General features: G+C 34.5%; 14 protein-coding genes. 6 read left to right on the forward strand and 8 right to left on the reverse strand.

What is annotated here, in order from left to right; genetic code table 11:
* Positions 1-210 precede the first annotated feature (210 nt).
* The 4 genes from ACJ6WR_RS10685 (at position 211) to ACJ6WR_RS10700 (ending at position 4,852) form a co-directional block, all read left to right on the forward strand.
* On the forward strand, positions 211-924 hold the full coding sequence (locus ACJ6WR_RS10685; RefSeq protein ID WP_039118422.1) for a 3'-5' exonuclease: 714 nt from the start codon (positions 211-213) through the stop codon (positions 922-924).
* Positions 925-1,007: 83 nt separating this feature from the next.
* Positions 1,008-2,090 carry a winged helix DNA-binding domain-containing protein gene (locus ACJ6WR_RS10690; RefSeq protein WP_409417775.1) on the forward strand — a complete coding sequence of 361 codons (1,083 nt, stop codon included), beginning with the start codon at positions 1,008-1,010 and terminating at the stop codon, positions 2,088-2,090.
* A gap of 433 nt (positions 2,091-2,523) precedes the next feature.
* A complete protein-coding gene (locus ACJ6WR_RS10695) occupies positions 2,524-3,963 on the forward strand; it encodes a nucleoside recognition domain-containing protein (RefSeq protein WP_409417776.1) in 1,440 nt (479 codons plus the stop codon).
* A 136-nt stretch (positions 3,964-4,099) separates the two neighbouring features.
* A complete protein-coding gene (locus tag ACJ6WR_RS10700; protein WP_409417777.1) occupies positions 4,100-4,852 on the forward strand; it encodes a hypothetical protein in 753 nt (250 codons plus the stop codon).
* Between the two features lie 49 nt (positions 4,853-4,901).
* Here the strand turns inward: ACJ6WR_RS10700 and ACJ6WR_RS10705 are convergent, their stop codons facing one another.
* From ACJ6WR_RS10705 to ACJ6WR_RS10730, 6 genes are all read right to left on the reverse strand, one after another.
* Complete coding sequence (locus tag ACJ6WR_RS10705; RefSeq protein ID WP_409417778.1) at positions 4,902-7,679, reverse strand: M4 family metallopeptidase; 2,778 nt, start codon at positions 7,677-7,679, stop codon at positions 4,902-4,904.
* Between the two features lie 372 nt (positions 7,680-8,051).
* The gene (locus tag ACJ6WR_RS10710) at positions 8,052-8,708 is read right to left on the reverse strand and encodes a CoA transferase subunit B (RefSeq protein ID WP_039118417.1); all 657 of its coding nucleotides are present in this window, start codon (positions 8,706-8,708) and stop codon (positions 8,052-8,054) included.
* 82 nt (positions 8,709-8,790) lie between these two features.
* The gene (locus tag ACJ6WR_RS10715; RefSeq protein ID WP_039113504.1) at positions 8,791-9,492 is read right to left on the reverse strand and encodes a CoA transferase subunit A; all 702 of its coding nucleotides are present in this window, start codon (positions 9,490-9,492) and stop codon (positions 8,791-8,793) included.
* Positions 9,493-9,886: 394 nt separating this feature from the next.
* Positions 9,887-12,190 carry a penicillin-binding protein 1A gene (locus ACJ6WR_RS10720; protein ID WP_039113505.1) on the reverse strand — a complete coding sequence of 768 codons (2,304 nt, stop codon included), beginning with the start codon at positions 12,188-12,190 and terminating at the stop codon, positions 9,887-9,889.
* A gap of 11 nt (positions 12,191-12,201) precedes the next feature.
* The gene (locus ACJ6WR_RS10725) at positions 12,202-12,681 is read right to left on the reverse strand and encodes a gliding motility lipoprotein GldH (RefSeq protein ID WP_039113506.1); all 480 of its coding nucleotides are present in this window, start codon (positions 12,679-12,681) and stop codon (positions 12,202-12,204) included.
* Positions 12,665-13,990: a stage 0 sporulation family protein gene (locus ACJ6WR_RS10730; protein WP_409417779.1), complete on the reverse strand. Its 1,326-nt coding sequence runs from the start codon at positions 13,988-13,990 to the stop codon at positions 12,665-12,667. Before ACJ6WR_RS10730 ends, ACJ6WR_RS10725 begins: the two co-directional genes overlap by 17 nt.
* A 484-nt stretch (positions 13,991-14,474) precedes the next feature.
* Between ACJ6WR_RS10730 and ACJ6WR_RS10735 the strand changes: the two genes are divergently transcribed.
* Together ACJ6WR_RS10735 and ACJ6WR_RS10740 are read left to right on the forward strand one after the other, a co-directional pair.
* Complete coding sequence (locus ACJ6WR_RS10735; protein ID WP_409417780.1) at positions 14,475-15,491, forward strand: oxidoreductase; 1,017 nt, start codon at positions 14,475-14,477, stop codon at positions 15,489-15,491.
* A gap of 162 nt (positions 15,492-15,653) precedes the next feature.
* Positions 15,654-16,433: a hypothetical protein gene (locus ACJ6WR_RS10740; RefSeq protein ID WP_409417781.1), complete on the forward strand. Its 780-nt coding sequence runs from the start codon at positions 15,654-15,656 to the stop codon at positions 16,431-16,433.
* Between the two features lie 150 nt (positions 16,434-16,583).
* Here the strand turns inward: ACJ6WR_RS10740 and ACJ6WR_RS10745 are convergent, their stop codons facing one another.
* Together ACJ6WR_RS10745 and ACJ6WR_RS10750 are read right to left on the reverse strand one after the other, a co-directional pair.
* Positions 16,584-16,814, reverse strand: a complete 231-nt coding sequence (locus ACJ6WR_RS10745) for a ferredoxin (protein ID WP_409417782.1) — start codon at positions 16,812-16,814, stop codon at positions 16,584-16,586.
* Positions 16,814-18,055, reverse strand: a complete 1,242-nt coding sequence (locus ACJ6WR_RS10750) for a peptidase U32 family protein (RefSeq protein ID WP_039113512.1) — start codon at positions 18,053-18,055, stop codon at positions 16,814-16,816. The genes ACJ6WR_RS10745 and ACJ6WR_RS10750 overlap by 1 nt, the downstream gene beginning before the upstream one ends.
* Positions 18,056-18,126: the final 71 nt, after the last annotated feature.

Consider the following 18,126-nt stretch of genomic DNA (forward strand, 5'->3'; position numbering starts at 1 on the left):
AGGATAACGATAGAGATTGATTGTTTAGGGTTCAATTTCAATCAAAGTAGTCTAACACTCTAAGAATGTCTAAGCTGTCTAACAATCTAAGTAAGTCTAATAATCCAAGTAATCTAACATTCTAAGAATGTCTAAGCCGTCTAACTAATTTAAGTAAGTTCAATAATCTAAGAAGTCTAAGTAAGTCTAAAAATCTAAGTTGTCTTAATAATGATTGAAAAAATAAACCTAAACAACATCCTTTTTCTAGATATAGAAACCGTTCCCGAAACAGCCGATTTTGGAGAACTAGATGATGAGATGAAAGAACTTTGGGAGCACAAAACGCAATATCAGCGTAAAGAAGACTTTACAGCCGAAGAATTTTATGATCGAGCTGGAATTTGGGCAGAGTTTGGTAAAATCGTTTGTATTTCTGTTGGGTATTTTACGATTAAAGGCGATATCCGAAATTTTAGAGTGACATCATTTTTTGGTGATGAGGTAAAAATTCTCAGAGATTTCAATAATCTATTAAACAATCATTACAATAAACCGTATCATGTTTTGTGCGGACATAATGCAAAGGAATTTGATATTCCATTTATCGCAAGACGAATGATTATTAACCAAATTGCAATTCCAGACAAGCTGAATTTATTTGGGAAAAAACCTTGGGAGATTCCGCATTTGGATACGTTGGAGCTTTGGAAATTTGGTGATTACAAGCATTTTACTTCGCTAAAATTATTGACTAAAATCTTAGGAGTTCCTTCTCCAAAAGGAGATATCGACGGAAGTCAGGTAGGACATGTTTATTATGTAGAGAAAGACATTGACCGAATTGTGACCTATTGCGAGAAAGATACTATTGCTGTGGCTCAGATTTTTCTGCGTTTACGACGTGAAGATTTGTTGATTGATGATGAAATTATTCATGTATAGTTTTTAAAGGTACAAAGGAGCAAAGGAGCAAAGGAACAGAGGTTCAAAGTTTAAGAGGACTTACATAATTTATTAAGATTTTAATGTTTAGAATGGTACATCAGGAAATTTCACATCATCGATTAGTTTCTCAAAAGCTATATAAAAAGGCGCCAAGTTCTCCACAAGACATTGTGCATCATTTGGGTGCAATGCAGGCTCAGGATTATGCAATGGCAAAATGGGCGATTGGTTCTCGTTGCGATGCTACCGAAAAAGCTATAGAAGAAGCAATAAATTCAGCAGAAATTATCCGAACGCACATTCTACGCCCAACCTGGCATTTTGTTGCTGCAGAAGATATTCATTGGATGTTGGATGTTTCGGGACCTCAAGTCAAGAGAATAGTAGCTTCTTATGTCAAAAAATATGGATTTGATGATAAAAAATTTGAGAAAATTAATGCATCTATCGAAAAAATATTAGCTGGTAATAATCATCTAACTCGGGATGAGATCATGCAGGAACTCAACATCAATAAAATTTGTAGTGATGATTCTTTGAGCGGACCTATCATGATGTATGCTGAGTCGGTAGGTTTAGTCTGTAATGGAAAAATGAAAGGCAAGCAGATAACGTATGCTTTGCTGGATGAAAGAGTTACAAAGCCAAAAACGAAATTGTCTAAAGACGAGGGTTTGGCAAAATTAGCTAAACGCTATTTTGAAAGTCATGGTCCTGCGACGTTATTAGACTTTTCCTGGTGGTCAGGTTTTTCGCCTACAACTTGTAAACAGGTTATTAGCTCGATAGAATCGGAACTAAACTCGATAGAAATAGATAATCAAAAATATTGGTTTGGAACAAATTTTACCGATGAGGATAACTTTCGCGAAAGTGTACATTTTCTTCCTGCATTCGATGAGATTTTAATTTCGTATAAAACACGTGAAGCGTCTATTCTACAAGAACATCAATCTAAAGCATTTACCAACAATGGTATTTTTAGACCAATTATTCTAGAAAACGGAAAAGTCATAGGAACTTGGAAAAGGACTATTAAAAAAGATCATGCAAAAATAGAAACACAATTTTTTCATGAAACCGAGAATGATAAAAAAACGGCTCTATTTGATGGTATTAAATCTTTTGAAAATTATCTGGAAACTAAAATCGTCATCGAATAGATATTAGATACGGATTTTTATGTAATGCCTACGGAATTGTTAATGCAATATTGTGGCATTTTGATAAAAACGAAGCTGAATAAGGGTTATTTGATTGATTATTAGATTATTTTTGTGGAGTAATGTTTCGTTAGGGTTGCAAAAACTCCGTTAGGAGTGCTGCTGTTTGAACACAAATGTTAAACACGAATTTCACGAATTGACACGAATTAGTTTGTGGAATTAATTTCACAAACTAAGTTAACCTTTAAAATTTGTGTTAATTCGTGAAATTGGTGTTTACTTTTTGTGCTTATGTTCACAGTGTAGGTTAAGAGTGTGCTATTAAATTCGGATAATATTTTTTGATTTCTAATAAATACTTCGTGTTTCATCAGTAAAATGGTTGTGCATTTTATTGCTAAATAATTACATTTACAAAAAATATATAATTATGGTGTTAAGTAGATTTTGGCTAGCGATATTTATTTCGTCAATTGCTTTTATTGTAATCAGTTTGTTTACTGGTAATACGTATACTATTGATTATGTTTTGAATGGTAAGAAAGACGAGCCTATTTTAATCTCTGAAAAATATATTGAGCAAATTCCTGCTTTTATCAGAGATAGTATTAAAAAAGCGCCAGACAACACTATTATCATCAATCGTGATGAGGCAAATGCCGATACGACCTATGTTTATAAAAACAAAACCGTAAAGATTTTTAGCGGTGTTCAAAAATCTGATGGTTTATTGCCAACTTGTAAAAGTACTTTGGTCGATTTAATTCTTCCACTTATTGCTTATTTGGCCTTTTTCTGCGGATTAATGGAGCTTTTAATCATTTCTGGAGCTTCAGGAAAATTAGCAAAAGGATTGAGTCCAGTGTTTGTGAAAGTGTTTCCTAGTATCCCAAAAAATCACCCATCGATTTCGTATATGACCCTAAATTTTGCGGCAAACTTCTTAGGATTAGATTCTGCTGCTACTCCGTTTGGTCTTAAAGCCATGGAGAGTTTACAAGAAATAAACCCAGATAAGGACAAAGCCAGTGATGCACAGATCATGTTTATGTGTCTGCATGCTTCGGGACTTACGTTAATTGCAACTTCTATCATTGGGTATCGTGCTGCCGCTGGGGCAACAAACCCAGCCGATGTAATGTTGCCTTGTATTATTACCTCTTTTATCGGGACAATTGCTGCTTTTTTAATTGTTGGTGTTAAACAAAAAATTAATTTTAAAAGTGCTTCTTTGGTTGTAGGCTTGATGGTTATGATTGCTGCCATTGTTGGACTTTTATTTTACGTAAATAGTTTAGATTTAATTGGTAAAAACTTCTTTACATCAAATCTTTCAGGATTAATATTGTTTGCGATCATTGGGTTTACTTTGGTTTTTTCGTTAAGACATGAGAAAAAGTTTATTGAAGCAGAAACGACTGTTTTTGATGCATTTGTAGTAGGAGCTAATAATGGAGTTAAAACTGGAGTTACTATTTTTCCTTACGTTTTGGGAATGTTAGTGGCGATTTCTTTATTTAGAAACAGTGGTTTATTTGAAATCATCAGCCATTGGATTGCATTTATTTTCTCGAATATGGGTGTGAGTAAAGAAATCACCGATGCGTTGCCAGTTGCGATGCTACGTCCTTTTAGTTCTGCAGGTTCACGAGGATTCCTGATTGACTCGATGAATACTTTTGGAGCAGATTCTATGACTGGAAGATTAAGTAGTATTTTTCAATGTAGCGCCGAAAGTACTTTTTACGTAATTGCGGTTTACTTTGGTTCAGTTAATATAAAAAATACCCGTTACGCTTTAGGAACTATGCTTTTGGTTGATGTAATTTGTGTGATTACAGCTATATTTGTGGCGAGTTGGTTTTTTTAGTAAATAGCATTTAAATTAAAAATTATATAAATATAAAACAGTATGAGAATGAGTAAATACACAAAATACATTGCAATTGCACTAATGTTGCTTTTTTTAATTACGAGTCTATTAGCTTAAAAGTTAGTTGGTTAATATGAATAGAATTTACATTACGTTGTTTTTGTTGGCTCTGGTAAGTTGTAAAAAAGAGCCAGCAACAGTAGGTCCAAAGTGGACTAAGGAAGACAAAAAAGAAATGACTGCAAAGCCAGCATTTAACAGGACTACCCCAAAAATAGATACGATTTATATTTCTGGGAATGAAGAAATAGGAGCGAGTAACTATGTTTTAGCTTCTTTTTTAGATAAGAAAATTGATAAAGACAGCCTTATAACTGTTCAATATCGACTTGATTTTTTTACAAATAAAACAAAAGTAGGATCAGATAAGGTTACCATTGTTCCATTTACAGAAGGTTCGGGTTGGGGTGCGACATATGGTTTATCAGATGAAGATAATGCTGAGGTATCACCTTTTATCCATGTCAGTTTTGGTTATGAAGCTTGTGGATATAATCGCCAACACTTTTTGTTTTATCTAAAAAATAATAAGGTACAGCTTGTGCACGACTGGGACTCTATGAGTGACGGTGGTTGGGGAAGTTGGTTAGAATTTGGAGGAATAGATCCTAAAAATGAACCAGTTTCTTTTTATAGCAAAAGAGTTTCTTACGGTGGTAAAGAAGATGTTAATGATGAAGATATGGGAACCGTAGAACATTCTGATTCTATCGTGTTTCATCTAAAAAACAATAAATGGGAAAAACGATTGTTAACCCCAAAGGAAAAGGTGTACTGGAAAAAAGACATTACTTTTAATGAATTTTATCCTCAATTTGCAGAATAAAAAAAGCCTCGCACATTGCGAGGCTTTTCCGTTTTTAGTAAGCAACAATTTATTTCTTAACGAATTTCTTAACGATTCTTTTTCCGTCGTTATTTAATTCTATGATGTAAATACCAGTATTTAATCTGCTTACATCTATAGAAGTTCCGCTTAATGGTCCTGAATTTACTTGTTGTCCAAGATTATTCGTAATCCTGAAAGTTGCTCCGTCGCTTTTTGCTAATGCAACATTCAACTCATTATCAACAGGATTTGGATATAAAGCAAAACTTGTGTTATCGGTAGTTTCGATTATTCCCGAAGTTATTTCTGGAGATACAATTGGACCAGCAGCTGTAATGTTTATAGTATAATCCTCTACTTGACCATAAGAGAAAGCTTCACAAGAAGTTGGGATTCCATTATACTTCATAGCAACTCTCAATCGTGTACTTCCAAGAGTAGCCGAAGCTGGAATTGTGATTGTTCCAGTTACAGGAGTTGTTTTTGATGCAGCTTTTGTCCAAACTGTTTCACCTGAATCTGCAAAATCACCATCTTGATTATAATCTATAAAAACGGCATAACCTTCATTGTAGGTTGTAGAAGTCCAAACAGGAGTAATTGTAATTGTGTAAGCTGTTCCTGCTGCAGCATTTGTAGAAATAGCCGTATAGTTTTCGTAACCAGCTGTTCCTGTTGAGGTATTGCTGATTGTACCAAATACTACTTTACTGATTTTTTCGTCAGCAGTATTGTTTCCTTGTGATGCACAATAGCTTATTGTGTTTGCTAATGTTGTTACACTTATAGTATTACTTGCTGGAGAAACATTTCCGGCAGCATCTTTAGCCTTTACACTAAAAGTATAAGCTGTTAGAGCAGTTAATCCAGTTACAGTATAGCTTGTAGTTGTAGATGAACCTTTAAGAGTTGCTCCTTGGTAGATATCGTATCCTGTAACAGCTACATTATCTGTTGCCGCAGTCCATGTTAAATTGGTAGTTGATCCAGTTGTTCCAGAAGCTGCAAGAGCAGTTGGAGCAGTTGGCGCAATTGTATCTGTAGAACCTGAATAAGCAGCTCCAACACCTACAGCATAAAATGCATTAGTTGTAGCAATTACCTCTGCAGAACCAGCGCCGTATAAATCGATAGCCGATTGTATTCCTGATGTTCTTGCATTTGCAAAAGTAGAATTTGCAGTTAAATATACACTCTCTAAACGATAAGCGATTTTTGCAGCTTTATCAATTGTAATTCCTGTTACACTATAAGAGCTACCGATGTCGTTTGTTCCTGTCTTACCTACAGACAAGATATAAAACCAATGGTTTAGTACACCAGAATTTGTATGAACACCACAATAATCATTGGATTGAGTAGGAGTTCCACAATTAATAACTTTCCAGTTAGTACCGCCATAAGTATCAGGCTGACCTTCGGATTTAGGATTACTCATAGAACGTAAAGCAAGATGACCCGATCTTCTTTCGATATCTTCACCAACTAACCAAGTTGATTTTGTAGGCGCTGCGGCATATTCGATACAAGCACCCCAAATATCTGAGAAACCTTCATTCATAGCTCCAGATTCTTTTTGGTAAGCTAAGTTTGCTGTATAAGTACAAACTGCATGACCAATTTCGTGTCCTGCAACATCAATAGCAGTTAAGATGTCAAAATTAGTTCCGCTTCCGTCACCATAAGTCATAACACTACCGTCCCAGTACGCATTATCGTATGCATTACTGTAATGTACATAGCTTTTTATGATGGCACCTGCGTTATTAAAACTATTTCTACCATGTACAGTTGACCAATAGTCATATGTTTTTTCAGCTCCCCAATGAGCATCAAGTGCACCATTGTCTTTATTAGTATTTGCATACTCAGCAGCTGTCCAGTTATTATCTGCATCTGTAAAATTTACAGCAGCAGTATAACTAGTTCCTTTTTTCATATTATACGTGTTTATACCTAAACCTCTTGTTGCATCTGCCAGGATATAAGAAGACCCACTTAAAGTAGTTTGAATTACTTGCGTTCCACTATAACGTGTAGCTGCGTTTGCTGCAACAAAAGCAATTTTAGAACTAGCATCATCTTTTAGGTTCTTTGCATCGGCATTAGCAGATTTTGATTTACGTCCATGACTGTATTCTCCGAGATGCTTTATAGTTGCATTATAGAACAATATTTGACCGTTTTCTGCATCGATGTACAAATCCCCTCTACTTACCGGATTTGTCGCGTAAATGTCAAATTTATAGGCTAAACGAACCTTGTCCGTAGTTCTGTTAGTACCTTGATCTTCCATTGCGGGTAAAAATACCAGTTCGCCTTTTGGTTTTTCATAACCAATCGCTTTGGCATCTTGCGGATTTTCCCAAAGGTATTGTTGGGCACCAGTATAGCTAATTGCTCTATTAAGAGCATCTTGAGCGGATAGTTTTGGTGTAGTTTTTACTTTTTCGATGTTGTAATACTCACCATTCATAGAGACAAGTTTTCCGTCTTTGGAATGTAAGGTGTAGTTGGCAAACTCTACTTTAATACCTTGTTCGTACAATTGAAATTTTTCGTGTGTGTAACCTTGTGGATCAGACTCAGTTTTGACCCTTGCAAAAGATTGGTTTTCTTTCAATCCTAATTGATCTTTAAAGACTTTTTGAGAATCAGTACCTCTATAGGTCGATTGGTCACTAAAAGTGATTAAACTAGGTTGTCCATTTTCGGATACATTTTTTTGGCTTACACGTTTATCCGTTATTTGTGCAAATGCTGATAAGGAGAATGTGAGCACAACAGCGGTTGTTGTGGCAATTTTGGGTAATGTACTTTTCATAATCGATTTGGGGTTTAATGTTAATTTAATTATTAGTTTGTATAGCAATTAAAGGGTGTAGGTAAATACTTTAATTTGTTATAAAAATATAAACATTTTGTTAAATAAATTAACATAAATTCCAATAATCGATAAAATGCAACAATTGTTGTTAAATAATTATTAAATATTAACAAATTAAAAACAATCATCAGAAAAAACCTGTTTTTATTATTATATTATTGATTTTGAGTGTTTTGTTTTCTTCTTAACTCGCTGATGTTGATTTAGTTGTGAAATATATGTAACCACTAGGTAGAATAAGCTGTAACAGAAAAAAGGCTAACATTTTTTAAGTGTTAGCCTTTTGTGTGAATTATTTAAAAAGAGGCGTTAATCGATAATCATCTCCGGAATATCACCTTCAATTATTAAATTTGCTTCAGTTGAAGCAATAATATGTTCTACCGAAACTCCGGGTGCGCGTTCTAAAAGTTTAAAACCTTTTGGAGTTATTTCTAAAACAGCCAATTCGGTTACAACTTTCTTTACACAACCAACACCAGTTAATGGTAAGCTGCATTTTTTTAATATTTTAGATTCGCCAGCTTTGTTTACATGCATCATCGCAACAATAATATTTTCGGCAGAAGCCACTAAATCCATTGCTCCACCCATTCCTTTTACCATTTTACCTGGGATTTTCCAGTTGGCAATATCTCCGTTTTCAGAAACTTCCATAGCGCCAAGGATCGTTAAATCTACTTTTTGGCTACGAATCATTCCAAAACTAAGAGCCGAATCAAAGAAACTAGCTCCAGGAAGCGTTGTAATAGTTTGTTTTCCTGCATTAATAATATCAGCGTCTTCTTCTCCTTCAAAAGGAAAAGGTCCCATTCCCAGAACGCCGTTTTCGCTTTGAAATTCAACGTCAATTCCTTTTGGGATATAGTTTGCTACCAATGTTGGTATTCCGATACCTAAATTCACGAAATAACGGTCTTTAAGCTCTTGTGCAATTCGTTTTGCAATATCTTCTTTTGTTAACATATCTTTTTAATGTGTTAATTAGAAAATTTGATAATTAGATAATTGTTTCAAGCATTATCTAATTGGCAAATTATCTCATTATCTAATTTCTCTGTCTCACTGTGCGTTGCTCAATCCTTTTTTCAAATTTTTCTCCTTGAAAGATACGTTGTACCATGATTCCGGGAATATGAATTTGATTTGGATCTAATGTACCAACTGGAACGAGTTCTTCTACTTCGGCAATTGTTATTTTTGCTGCACCAGCCATACAAGAATTGAAGTTTCTGGCAGTTCCTTTAAAGATAAGATTTCCAGCTTCGTCACCTTTCCATGCTTTTACAATAGCGAAGTCAGCTTTGAAGGCGTGTTCCATAATATGCATTTTTCCGTTGAACTCACGAACTTCTTTACCTTCGGCAACTTCGGTTCCGTAACCTGCAGGCGTGAAAAAAGCTGGAATTCCGGCTTGTGCTGCACGACAACGTTCGGCTAATGTTCCTTGCGGAATAAGTTCTACATCTAATTCTCCTGAAAGCATCTGACGTTCAAATTCGGCATTCTCACCTACATAAGAAGAAATCATTTTCTTGATTTGCTTTTTTTGCAATAATAATCCCAAACCAAAATCATCGACACCTGCATTATTAGAGATGCAAGTAAGACCTGAGTTTTCTGTTTTTACCAATTCGGCAATAGTGTTTTCTGGAATACCACATAAACCAAATCCGCCAAACATAATTGTCATGTCGTTTTTGATTCCTTGGATTGCTTCCTGAACTGAGTTGACTTTTTTACTAATCATATTATTTGTCTTGTATTGACGTATATTTTTGATAAAAATACCAATTTTAGATTAAATTATAACGATTTCGTAAAAAATAAATCTACAAGTAATTTGTCTGATATAATTTAACAACGATTGTGATTAACCGCAAAGGGCGCTATCCCGAAGCGTCGGGAGCAAAGTTTTTAAATCCTTTTAATCTGAGTAATCTGTGGCAAGGAAATTAAGCGCAAAGTTCACAAAGACAAAATCGCAAAGTTATTTTATAGATTAAGCTTTGTGCCCTTTGCGGTAAATCTTTTATTTCTTGGATTAATCTACAATCAATTTGTTCCAAAAAAAAATCCTTTTGCATCTTCCGAAAATTCAGAAGTTACAAAAGGATATTAATTATTTTAAAAGCGAACTTAAACTACAGTTCGAATTCGTCTGTGTTTTGTTCAGTGTCTGTTGTGTCTTTTACTTTCGGTGCAGAATAACAATCTACTTTTATTTGAAGATTTGCAGGTCTTTCGAAATCAGATTTAGATACTTGCAAAGCAGGGTCAGCGTAACAAAGTTTCATGAAATAACCCCAAACAGGTAGGGCAGCAGTTGCACCTTGTCCGTAAGTAATACTTTTGAAACGTGCCGAACGATCTTCACAACCTACCCAAACACCAGTAACTAAGTTCGGAACCATTCCCATAAACCAACCATCAGATTGGTTTTGTGTTGTTCCTGTTTTACCAGCAATTGGATTTCGGAACATATATGGATATCCTGTCCAACGCTTATCACCACTACCACCACCTTCAGTACGTAGTCGTGAACCCGAACCACTTTCGGTAACCCCTTGAAGAAGTTTAATTACAGCAAATGCGATATCTTTATTCAGTACATCGTGAGATTCTGGAATTGGCTCGTAAATTACTTCGCCACTTTTATTTTCAATTCGGTTTAAGAACTGTGGTTTTACATAAACACCTTGGTTTGCAAATGTGCTATAAGCAGCAACCATGTCTTCAACAGTAATTTCAACAGCACCTAATGCGATTGAAGGTTGTACCGGAATTTGAGATTTTACTCCCAATTTATGTGCTAGTTCAACTACAGCTTCTGGACCAACACGGTCAATTAATTTAGCCGAAACCGTATTGATAGAGTTTGCCAAACCTTGTTTTAAGGTAACCATTCCGCGGTATCTGTTATCCGAGTTTCTTGGTTCCCAGTCAGCAGTAACATGATGACGTCCTTTATGAATCATAAATGGACCATCTAATATTGAATCACAAGGAGACATATTTAGTTGCTCAATTGCAGCTGCGTAAACAAACGGTTTAAATGTAGAACCTACTTGTCTTGCTCCCTGACCTACGTGATCGTATTGGAAATATTTGTAATTGATTCCACCAACCCAAGCCTTAATGCTACCAGTTTGTGGTTCCATTGCCATTAAACCAGCTTGCAAAAAGTGCTTGTAATAACGAATAGAATCCAGAGGAGTCATAATCGTATCTCTTTCACCTTTCCAGGTAAACACAGTCATTTTTGTTTTTTCGCTAAATGACTTTATGATTTCTTCATCACTTTTATCGGCAGCTTTCATCACTGTCCAACGGTATGAAGATTTCATCGCTTGGTTTATAATTCGTTGCGTTTCAGCTTCAGAAATATTAACGAAAGGAGCATTTTTATTTGTTTTAGATTGTTGGAAAAACTCTTCTTGTAAGTTTTTCATGTGTGCAGCAACAGCTTCTTCAGCATGTAATTGCATTCTGGAATCGATGGTCGTGTATATTTTTAGACCATCTTTGTAAATGTTATATTCAGTACCGTCTGGTTTTTTATTTTCGGCTACCCATTTTTTCATGTAGTCACGTAAATATTCTCTAAAGTAAGTTGCAGTTCCTTCACGGTGACTTTCTAGTTTGAATTTCAATGAGATAGGAAGAGCTTGTAATTTGTTTTTTTGGTCGTTAGTAATCATGCCCGCTTTTTCCATTTGCGAAAGCACAACATTACGACGGTTTTTAACTCCTTGCGGATTTCTTACCGGATTGTATAAACCTGAATTCTTGAACATTCCGACTAATATAGCCGATTCATCCATTGTTAAGTCTTTTGGTTCTTTAGAGAAATAAGTTTGCGCAGCAGAACTTACCCCAACCGAATAATTACCAAAATCATATACGTTGCAATACATTGCAATAATTTCATTCTTAGTATATTGTCTTTCTAAACGAATAGCGATAATCCATTCTTTTACTTTTTGTACAATTCTAAAAGGCAAAAATTTAGATCCTTCTCCGTGAAATAATTGTTTTGCTAATTGTTGTGTAAGCGTACTTGCACCTCCGCTAGTTCCTAAACTTGCAATAGCTCTTAAAGTTCCACGACCGTCAATTCCTGAATGTTCGTAAAAACGCTCATCTTCGGTTGCTACAAGTGCTTCAACCAAGCTTTTAGGTAAGTCAGAATATTTTAATTGTGATCTGTTTGTCTGGAAATATTTCCCGATAACAACTCCATCAGAAGAGATGATTTCGGTAGCTAAATTAGAATCTGGATTTTCTAAGTCTTCAAATGAAGGCATAGAACCAAAAATTCCCCATGAAGCAAATAAGAAAAAGGTAATAACACCTAATAAACCATAGCCAAAAATTTTCCAAAAGGTCTTTTTGTAATAATTGATGTCTTTATCAGTTTTTGTTGGATTGTTTTTTTTAGCAGCCATATAAATCTATTCTAATCTTTTTTTTCAATTCTAAAACCTACATCAGTTATTCCGTCAAGTTGTTGTACTCCAGGAACTTTTCCTGATTCTCTAACTGCTTGTTTGATATGAACTTTGTATTTTCCTTTAAACTTAACATCCTCTTTATAAAAGAGTTTGCTTTCTTTTATATCAGTAAATCCGTTCCCCATTAAAGTTCCGTCTGGATGTGCCATTTGGTATTCAAGAGTATCTACTTTTGTAAATCCGCTTTGGGTTTCGATAGCAACAATTAAAAATATATTGTTGAAGGGAAAATTGTTGTTATCTCTCAAATTTACAAACAAATTGTATCGTTTGGTCGAATCTAATTCGGGTAAGTCGAAGGTTACAATGCTGTCTTTATGCCAAGCATCTCCAACAGATTTGTATTCATCAAATACTCTTTTTTTGTCGCATGAAAAAAGAAGTATAGCCACCAAAAGAAGAATCCCGCTATTTTTTATTCTCATTTTTTGTAATAATTATTGGTTTTCTAGGGCCAGCTGGTTTTTTATCGTTCGCAGCATTATTGTTCGGCTTATTGTTATTATTGTTTCCAGCTGGTTTATTACCTTTTGGATTTTGATTCTTTGGTGCTTGATTGTTGGGAGCAGTTGCAGGAGCCGCAGTTGCAGCAACATTTTCGCCAATAGTTTTGCGTTTTTTAGCTGGTTTTTTCTTTCTTTTTGGTTGGTCAAAACGAGTTAAGCTTTCTTGACCCATAGCATTATTGAAGTCTTTTTCAGGTTCTTGAGTGATTTCTATTGCAAAATCTTCAAGTGAAGAAACTCTGTTTTTGAGTTTGTTTTCGGCTATGATTTCTTTTACCTGATCAATTTTTAAAACATGCCAGTTTGCGAAGTTATTGGTATAAGCAAACCACATTAATCCTTTAAAAATATCTTGTTTTTGGCAAATTGCATCGCCTTTTTCAGTAACTAATTTGGTGTCGTAATCTGGAAAATCCTTAAGAGCATCCATGTAAGTGTCTAACTCATAGTTTAAACAACATTTCAATTTTCCGCATTGTCCTGCTAATTTTTGCGGATTCAATGATAATTGTTGGTATCGTGCTGCTGAGGTGTTTACACTTCTAAAATCGGTTAACCAAGTAGAGCAACACAATTCTCTTCCGCAAGAACCAATTCCTCCTAAACGCGCAGCTTCCTGACGGAAACCAACTTGTTTCATTTCGACTCTTGTACTGAATTCTTTAGCAAAATCTTTAATTAAAAGTCTAAAATCGACTCTGTCATTTGCAGTATAATAAAAAGTAGCTTTTGAGCCATCTCCTTGAAATTCAATATCCGAAATTTTCATTTCTAGTTTTTGAGCTATCGCTAATTCACGAGCGCGAACTTTCATCGGCTCTTCTTTTTCGCGGGCTGCCGACCAAATATCGATATCTTTTTGAGAGGCTTTACGGTAAATTTTAGGAACTTCATTGCTAGTAGGACTAACTCCTTTTTTCTTCATTTGAATTTTTACTAATTCGCCTGTAAGGGTTACAATTCCTATGTCATGTCCTGGAGATGCTACTGTTGCAACGATATCTCCAATACTTAAAGTTAATTTATCTGAGTTTCTGAAAAATTCTTTTCTACCGTTCTTAAAACGTACTTCAACACAATCAAAAGGAGCTTCTCCGTTAGGCAAACTCATATTCGAAAGCCAATCAAAAACCGTTAATTTATTGCAGCTATCGGTGCCGCAAGTCCCATTATTTTTACAACCCTTAGGTGCGCCACCATCAGAAGTTGAACAACTTGTACATGCCATAATTTTATATGTAGTGTCGCAATAAATGCAACTTAAGTTCTTAAAAAAGATTAATGTGTAAAGATAGTATTTTTTTTAGTTTGCTTTTTAATGGATTAACACTAATGCTACGTTAAATACAAAAGACAGTCGTGTTTAAGAGAAAATTAGTGGTTTTTATGATAGTATGAAACTGGATTTATCAAGAAAATTCGTTTGTTATTTATTTATCTTGCTTAAAAGGACTTATAGTTTGATGGTGGTTTTTTTGAACAAAAAACTATTCTGATTATTCTTAAAAAAAATATTTAAGTTTATATTTGGTTTGTATTTATAGGTTTTATATTAAAAACTTAGCTTTTAGTGTTGGTTAAAAAACAAACAAAATATCCCTCATTGGTACGAATTATTAGTTACTGGAATGCAAATTATTATTTTGCTGTTGAGCTCATTGTCAATACTTTCAAAAATTATCAATCTTTTTATATTATTTAGAACAAAAACCATGAACAAATTATTTTACGTTTTATTCGCAATCCCTTTTTTTATTAGCTGTACGAATAAAAAGCCTTTAGATCAAAAAAACATAAATTCAGTTAAAAAAGATACAGCTATTGCTAGCGCTGTAGCTGTGGAAATACAAAAAGTGTCTGATTTGGATATTTATAATGTTAATTCAATTTTTGGCGAAAAAGATACTATTGCGCTAATATCCTTGTCTGATAAATATCAATTAAGCGAACATAAAGATTCTCTTGCTATTCCTGATGTCAAAAAATTAGGAGAAAAAGAGGCTCAATATCTAGTGTTGAATTCGACATATAGAAACAGAATGTTATCTAAAATGAAAATTTCAGAAAAAGATAGTGTTTATGTTTACGATTATGCCACCAATATTGTCAATGCATTTTCTGTGAAATCTCTACAAGTAGTCGCTGCTATAAATGTATACGGGGCAGATTGGCCTTATTCACAAGATGATTATATGATTGGATTTGGACTAGATCCCAAATTACTAAAAGGATTTGATTCCTATTATTTGAATACTTTGGTTTGCATTGGTTCAAAAAATCCTTTTGCAATGAAGCAATTGAAAGCTATAAAGTGGAAAGAAACAGCAATTGCTAAGGTGCCTGTTGCTACTATAAATCCAGAATATAATGATTTGATAAAAACGGCAAGTAAAAAAACGGCTTATAGTTATAAATCAAACGGGTTTGAATACTTTTTAGAGGATTATATAAATGAAGAAACAGTATTGTTGAGAAGGTTGATTGTTAAAGAAGAAAAAACAAACAAGATTGTTTGTGATAAGTATTACCGTGAGAGCGAAGGTGGCTCGTTTGCACAATTAAACGATAATAGTGAGGATAAAGAAGTCAATCAATGGACTGGTAAACTGTTTAAGAACAAACCAGAGGTAGTTTTTGGTTTTGTATACGTTTCTTTCGGTTGCCCAGGGATCTCATTCTTAGATAAAAATGAACCTGATGTTTTTTTAAATTGTGATAACAGACACTAATTTAATCTTGTCCCGTCCTAAAAAACTGATGCGGATTTTAGATAAAATTAAAATATTAAACAGCAGTAAAAAACATTTTCAAGATAGAACTGGTAAACGCATGTATGATTATATTGGTAGAAACTGTAAATTAAAATCTAAAAATAGAGCAAAACAATAATAATGAAACAAATTATAATTCTGACCATTTATTTATTGTGCAATACAGTTGCATTAAAAGCGCAAAGTGCCGATATTAAACAGATTGAGAAGGGAATAAAGCTCCAGGCGATGGAAGGGAAATATCAAAAAAAATCGGTAGACCTGAATAATGATGGGCGAATTGATGTTGTATATACTTACCAATGCGGAGAACCTAAATGCGTAGAGGTGTATTTAAATATAGAAGGCACATATAAAAAAGTGGTAAGTGAACCATTCGGAAGTAGTAAGTTGGATGAAACCACAAGCAAAAAACAATTGCGATTGATATTACATCATTGCTGCGGCGAAAGTCCCTATGAGTCCAGACGTTTATTTGGTTTTGGTAAAAATGGGGCGTTACTAGAAGAAAACTATGTATTAACAAATGATGAATATGTAGAAGAAAAGAATGCCATGTTGCTTCCGACTGTTTATTTAGCGACACCACGTTTTGTAAGCAATACTATAGATAATTATAACGTACGTTATTCTCCAACAATAAAAGAAACAGGCAAAAAAGGAGTCGACGATTTTGTTTTTACTTGTGAAGAAGGCACAAATATTATAGCAAAATTAAAACAAAAGTCAACCATTAAAGTGCTTGCAGAGAAAGTCGAAGCAGAGCGTACCTGGCTTTTTGTAGAAATAGAGAAGAATGCCATTGCTGGGGAATGTAATCCTGTTAATTTTGATTTTAAAGACCAAAAATTGCGAGGCTGGATAAGTGGTAAATTTACTGAGAACATTGCCAAGAAATAAATTACCAAATCATTAATGCATAAAAAAAGGAACTTTATCTGCATTGGTAAATACTAAGTTTTTAAATGGTATAAAAAAATAACGGACTAGAAATAAATTAAAAAGAGCCACAATTTTGTGGCTCTTTTAATTATAATAGGTAAAATATTTCTATGTTTCTTTAACCGTAATAATCTTTACTGGACAGGCTTTGGCGGCCAATTCGCAACTTTCTGCAATCGCATGATTAGGCGATTTTAGAGTAAAAAAACCTTTTGCATTTACGGAATGAATCAAAACTGATTTTCCATCTTTTTTTGACATCTGAAAATGTACCGGATCCATTTCGACGCAATAATTACAGCCGATGCATTTGTCTCTTTGTAAAGTAATAATAACCATTACGCCTCAACAATTTTATATAATTTATCAGACATTCTGATTCTGAAAGGTAATTTGAAGGTACAATCATCTCCTTTTGTAGCTTTGTCGGCTACAATGTCGTTTACGTACATTTCTTCTATTACCATTTCCTGAGCTCCGGTACTTGGGCCAGTTACAAGAATTCTGTCTCCAACCTTAATATCGTAAGCTTCTATTTTAAACTGTCCAACGTCTACTTTAGGGAAGTAATGTGTTCCTTTGCCAACATAGACTTTCTTTTGTGTTGCTGCAGATCCAGGAATATCACTCCATTCACCTAATTCTTGCCCAAGATAATATCCTGACCAAAAACCGCGATTGTAAACGGTGTTCAACGCTTCCATCCAAACAGCGATTTTTTCTTTAGAGAAAGTTTTATCGTAGTAAGAATCTATTGCTTCACGATAGGTTTTTATTACCGTTGCTACATATTCGGGAGCACGACCACGGCCTTCTATTTTAAGAACCTGAATTCCAGAATCGATTACTTGATCAAGAAAATCCAATGTACACAAATCTTTTGGGGACATAAGATATTCATTATCAACTTCGATTTCAAAACCTGTTTCCTGATCTATAACAGTATATTTTTTACGACAGTTTTGCTTGCAAGCACCACGATTTGCCGATGAGTTATGAGAATGCAGACTCAAATAGCATTTTCCAGAAACAGCCATACATAAAGCACCATGTCCGAAAATTTCGATTTCGACTAAATTTCCGTTCGGACCTTTTATTTGCTCTTTCTCAATTTGTTCCGTGATACTTTTTACTTGGCGTAAGCTTAATTCACGACTTAAAACCATTGTATCAGCAAATAAACTGTAGAATTTTATGGTTTCGATATTGGTAACATTAAGCTGGGTCGAGATATGCACTTCCATGCCAATTGTTCTTGCCATTGCAATTACGGCTTGGTCAGATGCGATTACGGCAGTAATGTTGGCTTCTTTGGCTTTGTTAAGCAATGTTTTTACAACCGATAAATCGTGGTCGTAAATAATCGTGTTCAAAGTAAGATAGCTTCGTACATTTTTGGTAGCACAACGATTGGCAATTTCTTGCAAATCATCCATAGTGAAATTCACGGTAGAGCGTGCTCTCATGTTGAGTTGTTCTACACCAAAATAAATAGAATCGGCACCATTATCCAGCGCAGCCTGAAGTGACTCAAAGCTCCCTGCAGGAGCCATAAGTTCAATTTTATTATTTGTTGTCATCTTTGTTGGTATTGTCTTCCAACGGTTGAAACCGTTGGTTATGTTTCTAATGTTGTGTTTATGTATTTTCA

Origin of the sequence: Flavobacterium sp. PS2 (assembly GCF_046250155.1) — a bacterium.
In the GTDB taxonomy this organism is placed as follows: domain Bacteria; phylum Bacteroidota; class Bacteroidia; order Flavobacteriales; family Flavobacteriaceae; genus Flavobacterium.

Bases quoted from the DNA above. Each gene is read 5' to 3' on its own strand.
- ACJ6WR_RS10685 (WP_039118422.1), top strand. From the start codon at position 211: ATGATTGAAAAAATAAACCTAAACAACATCCTTTTTCTAGATATAGAA.
- ACJ6WR_RS10690 (WP_409417775.1), top strand. From the start codon at position 1,008: ATGTTTAGAATGGTACATCAGGAAATTTCACATCATCGATTAGTTTCT.
- ACJ6WR_RS10695 (WP_409417776.1), top strand. From the start codon at position 2,524: ATGGTGTTAAGTAGATTTTGGCTAGCGATATTTATTTCGTCAATTGCT.
- ACJ6WR_RS10700 (WP_409417777.1), top strand. From the start codon at position 4,100: ATGAATAGAATTTACATTACGTTGTTTTTGTTGGCTCTGGTAAGTTGT.
- ACJ6WR_RS10705 (WP_409417778.1), bottom strand. From the start codon at position 7,679: ATGAAAAGTACATTACCCAAAATTGCCACAACAACCGCTGTTGTGCTC.
- ACJ6WR_RS10710 (WP_039118417.1), bottom strand. From the start codon at position 8,708: ATGTTAACAAAAGAAGATATTGCAAAACGAATTGCACAAGAGCTTAAA.
- ACJ6WR_RS10715 (WP_039113504.1), bottom strand. From the start codon at position 9,492: ATGATTAGTAAAAAAGTCAACTCAGTTCAGGAAGCAATCCAAGGAATC.
- ACJ6WR_RS10720 (WP_039113505.1), bottom strand. From the start codon at position 12,190: ATGGCTGCTAAAAAAAACAATCCAACAAAAACTGATAAAGACATCAAT.
- ACJ6WR_RS10725 (WP_039113506.1), bottom strand. From the start codon at position 12,681: ATGAGAATAAAAAATAGCGGGATTCTTCTTTTGGTGGCTATACTTCTT.
- ACJ6WR_RS10730 (WP_409417779.1), bottom strand. From the start codon at position 13,990: ATGGCATGTACAAGTTGTTCAACTTCTGATGGTGGCGCACCTAAGGGT.
- ACJ6WR_RS10735 (WP_409417780.1), top strand. From the start codon at position 14,475: ATGAACAAATTATTTTACGTTTTATTCGCAATCCCTTTTTTTATTAGC.
- ACJ6WR_RS10740 (WP_409417781.1), top strand. From the start codon at position 15,654: ATGAAACAAATTATAATTCTGACCATTTATTTATTGTGCAATACAGTT.
- ACJ6WR_RS10745 (WP_409417782.1), bottom strand. From the start codon at position 16,814: ATGGTTATTATTACTTTACAAAGAGACAAATGCATCGGCTGTAATTAT.
- ACJ6WR_RS10750 (WP_039113512.1), bottom strand. From the start codon at position 18,055: ATGACAACAAATAATAAAATTGAACTTATGGCTCCTGCAGGGAGCTTT.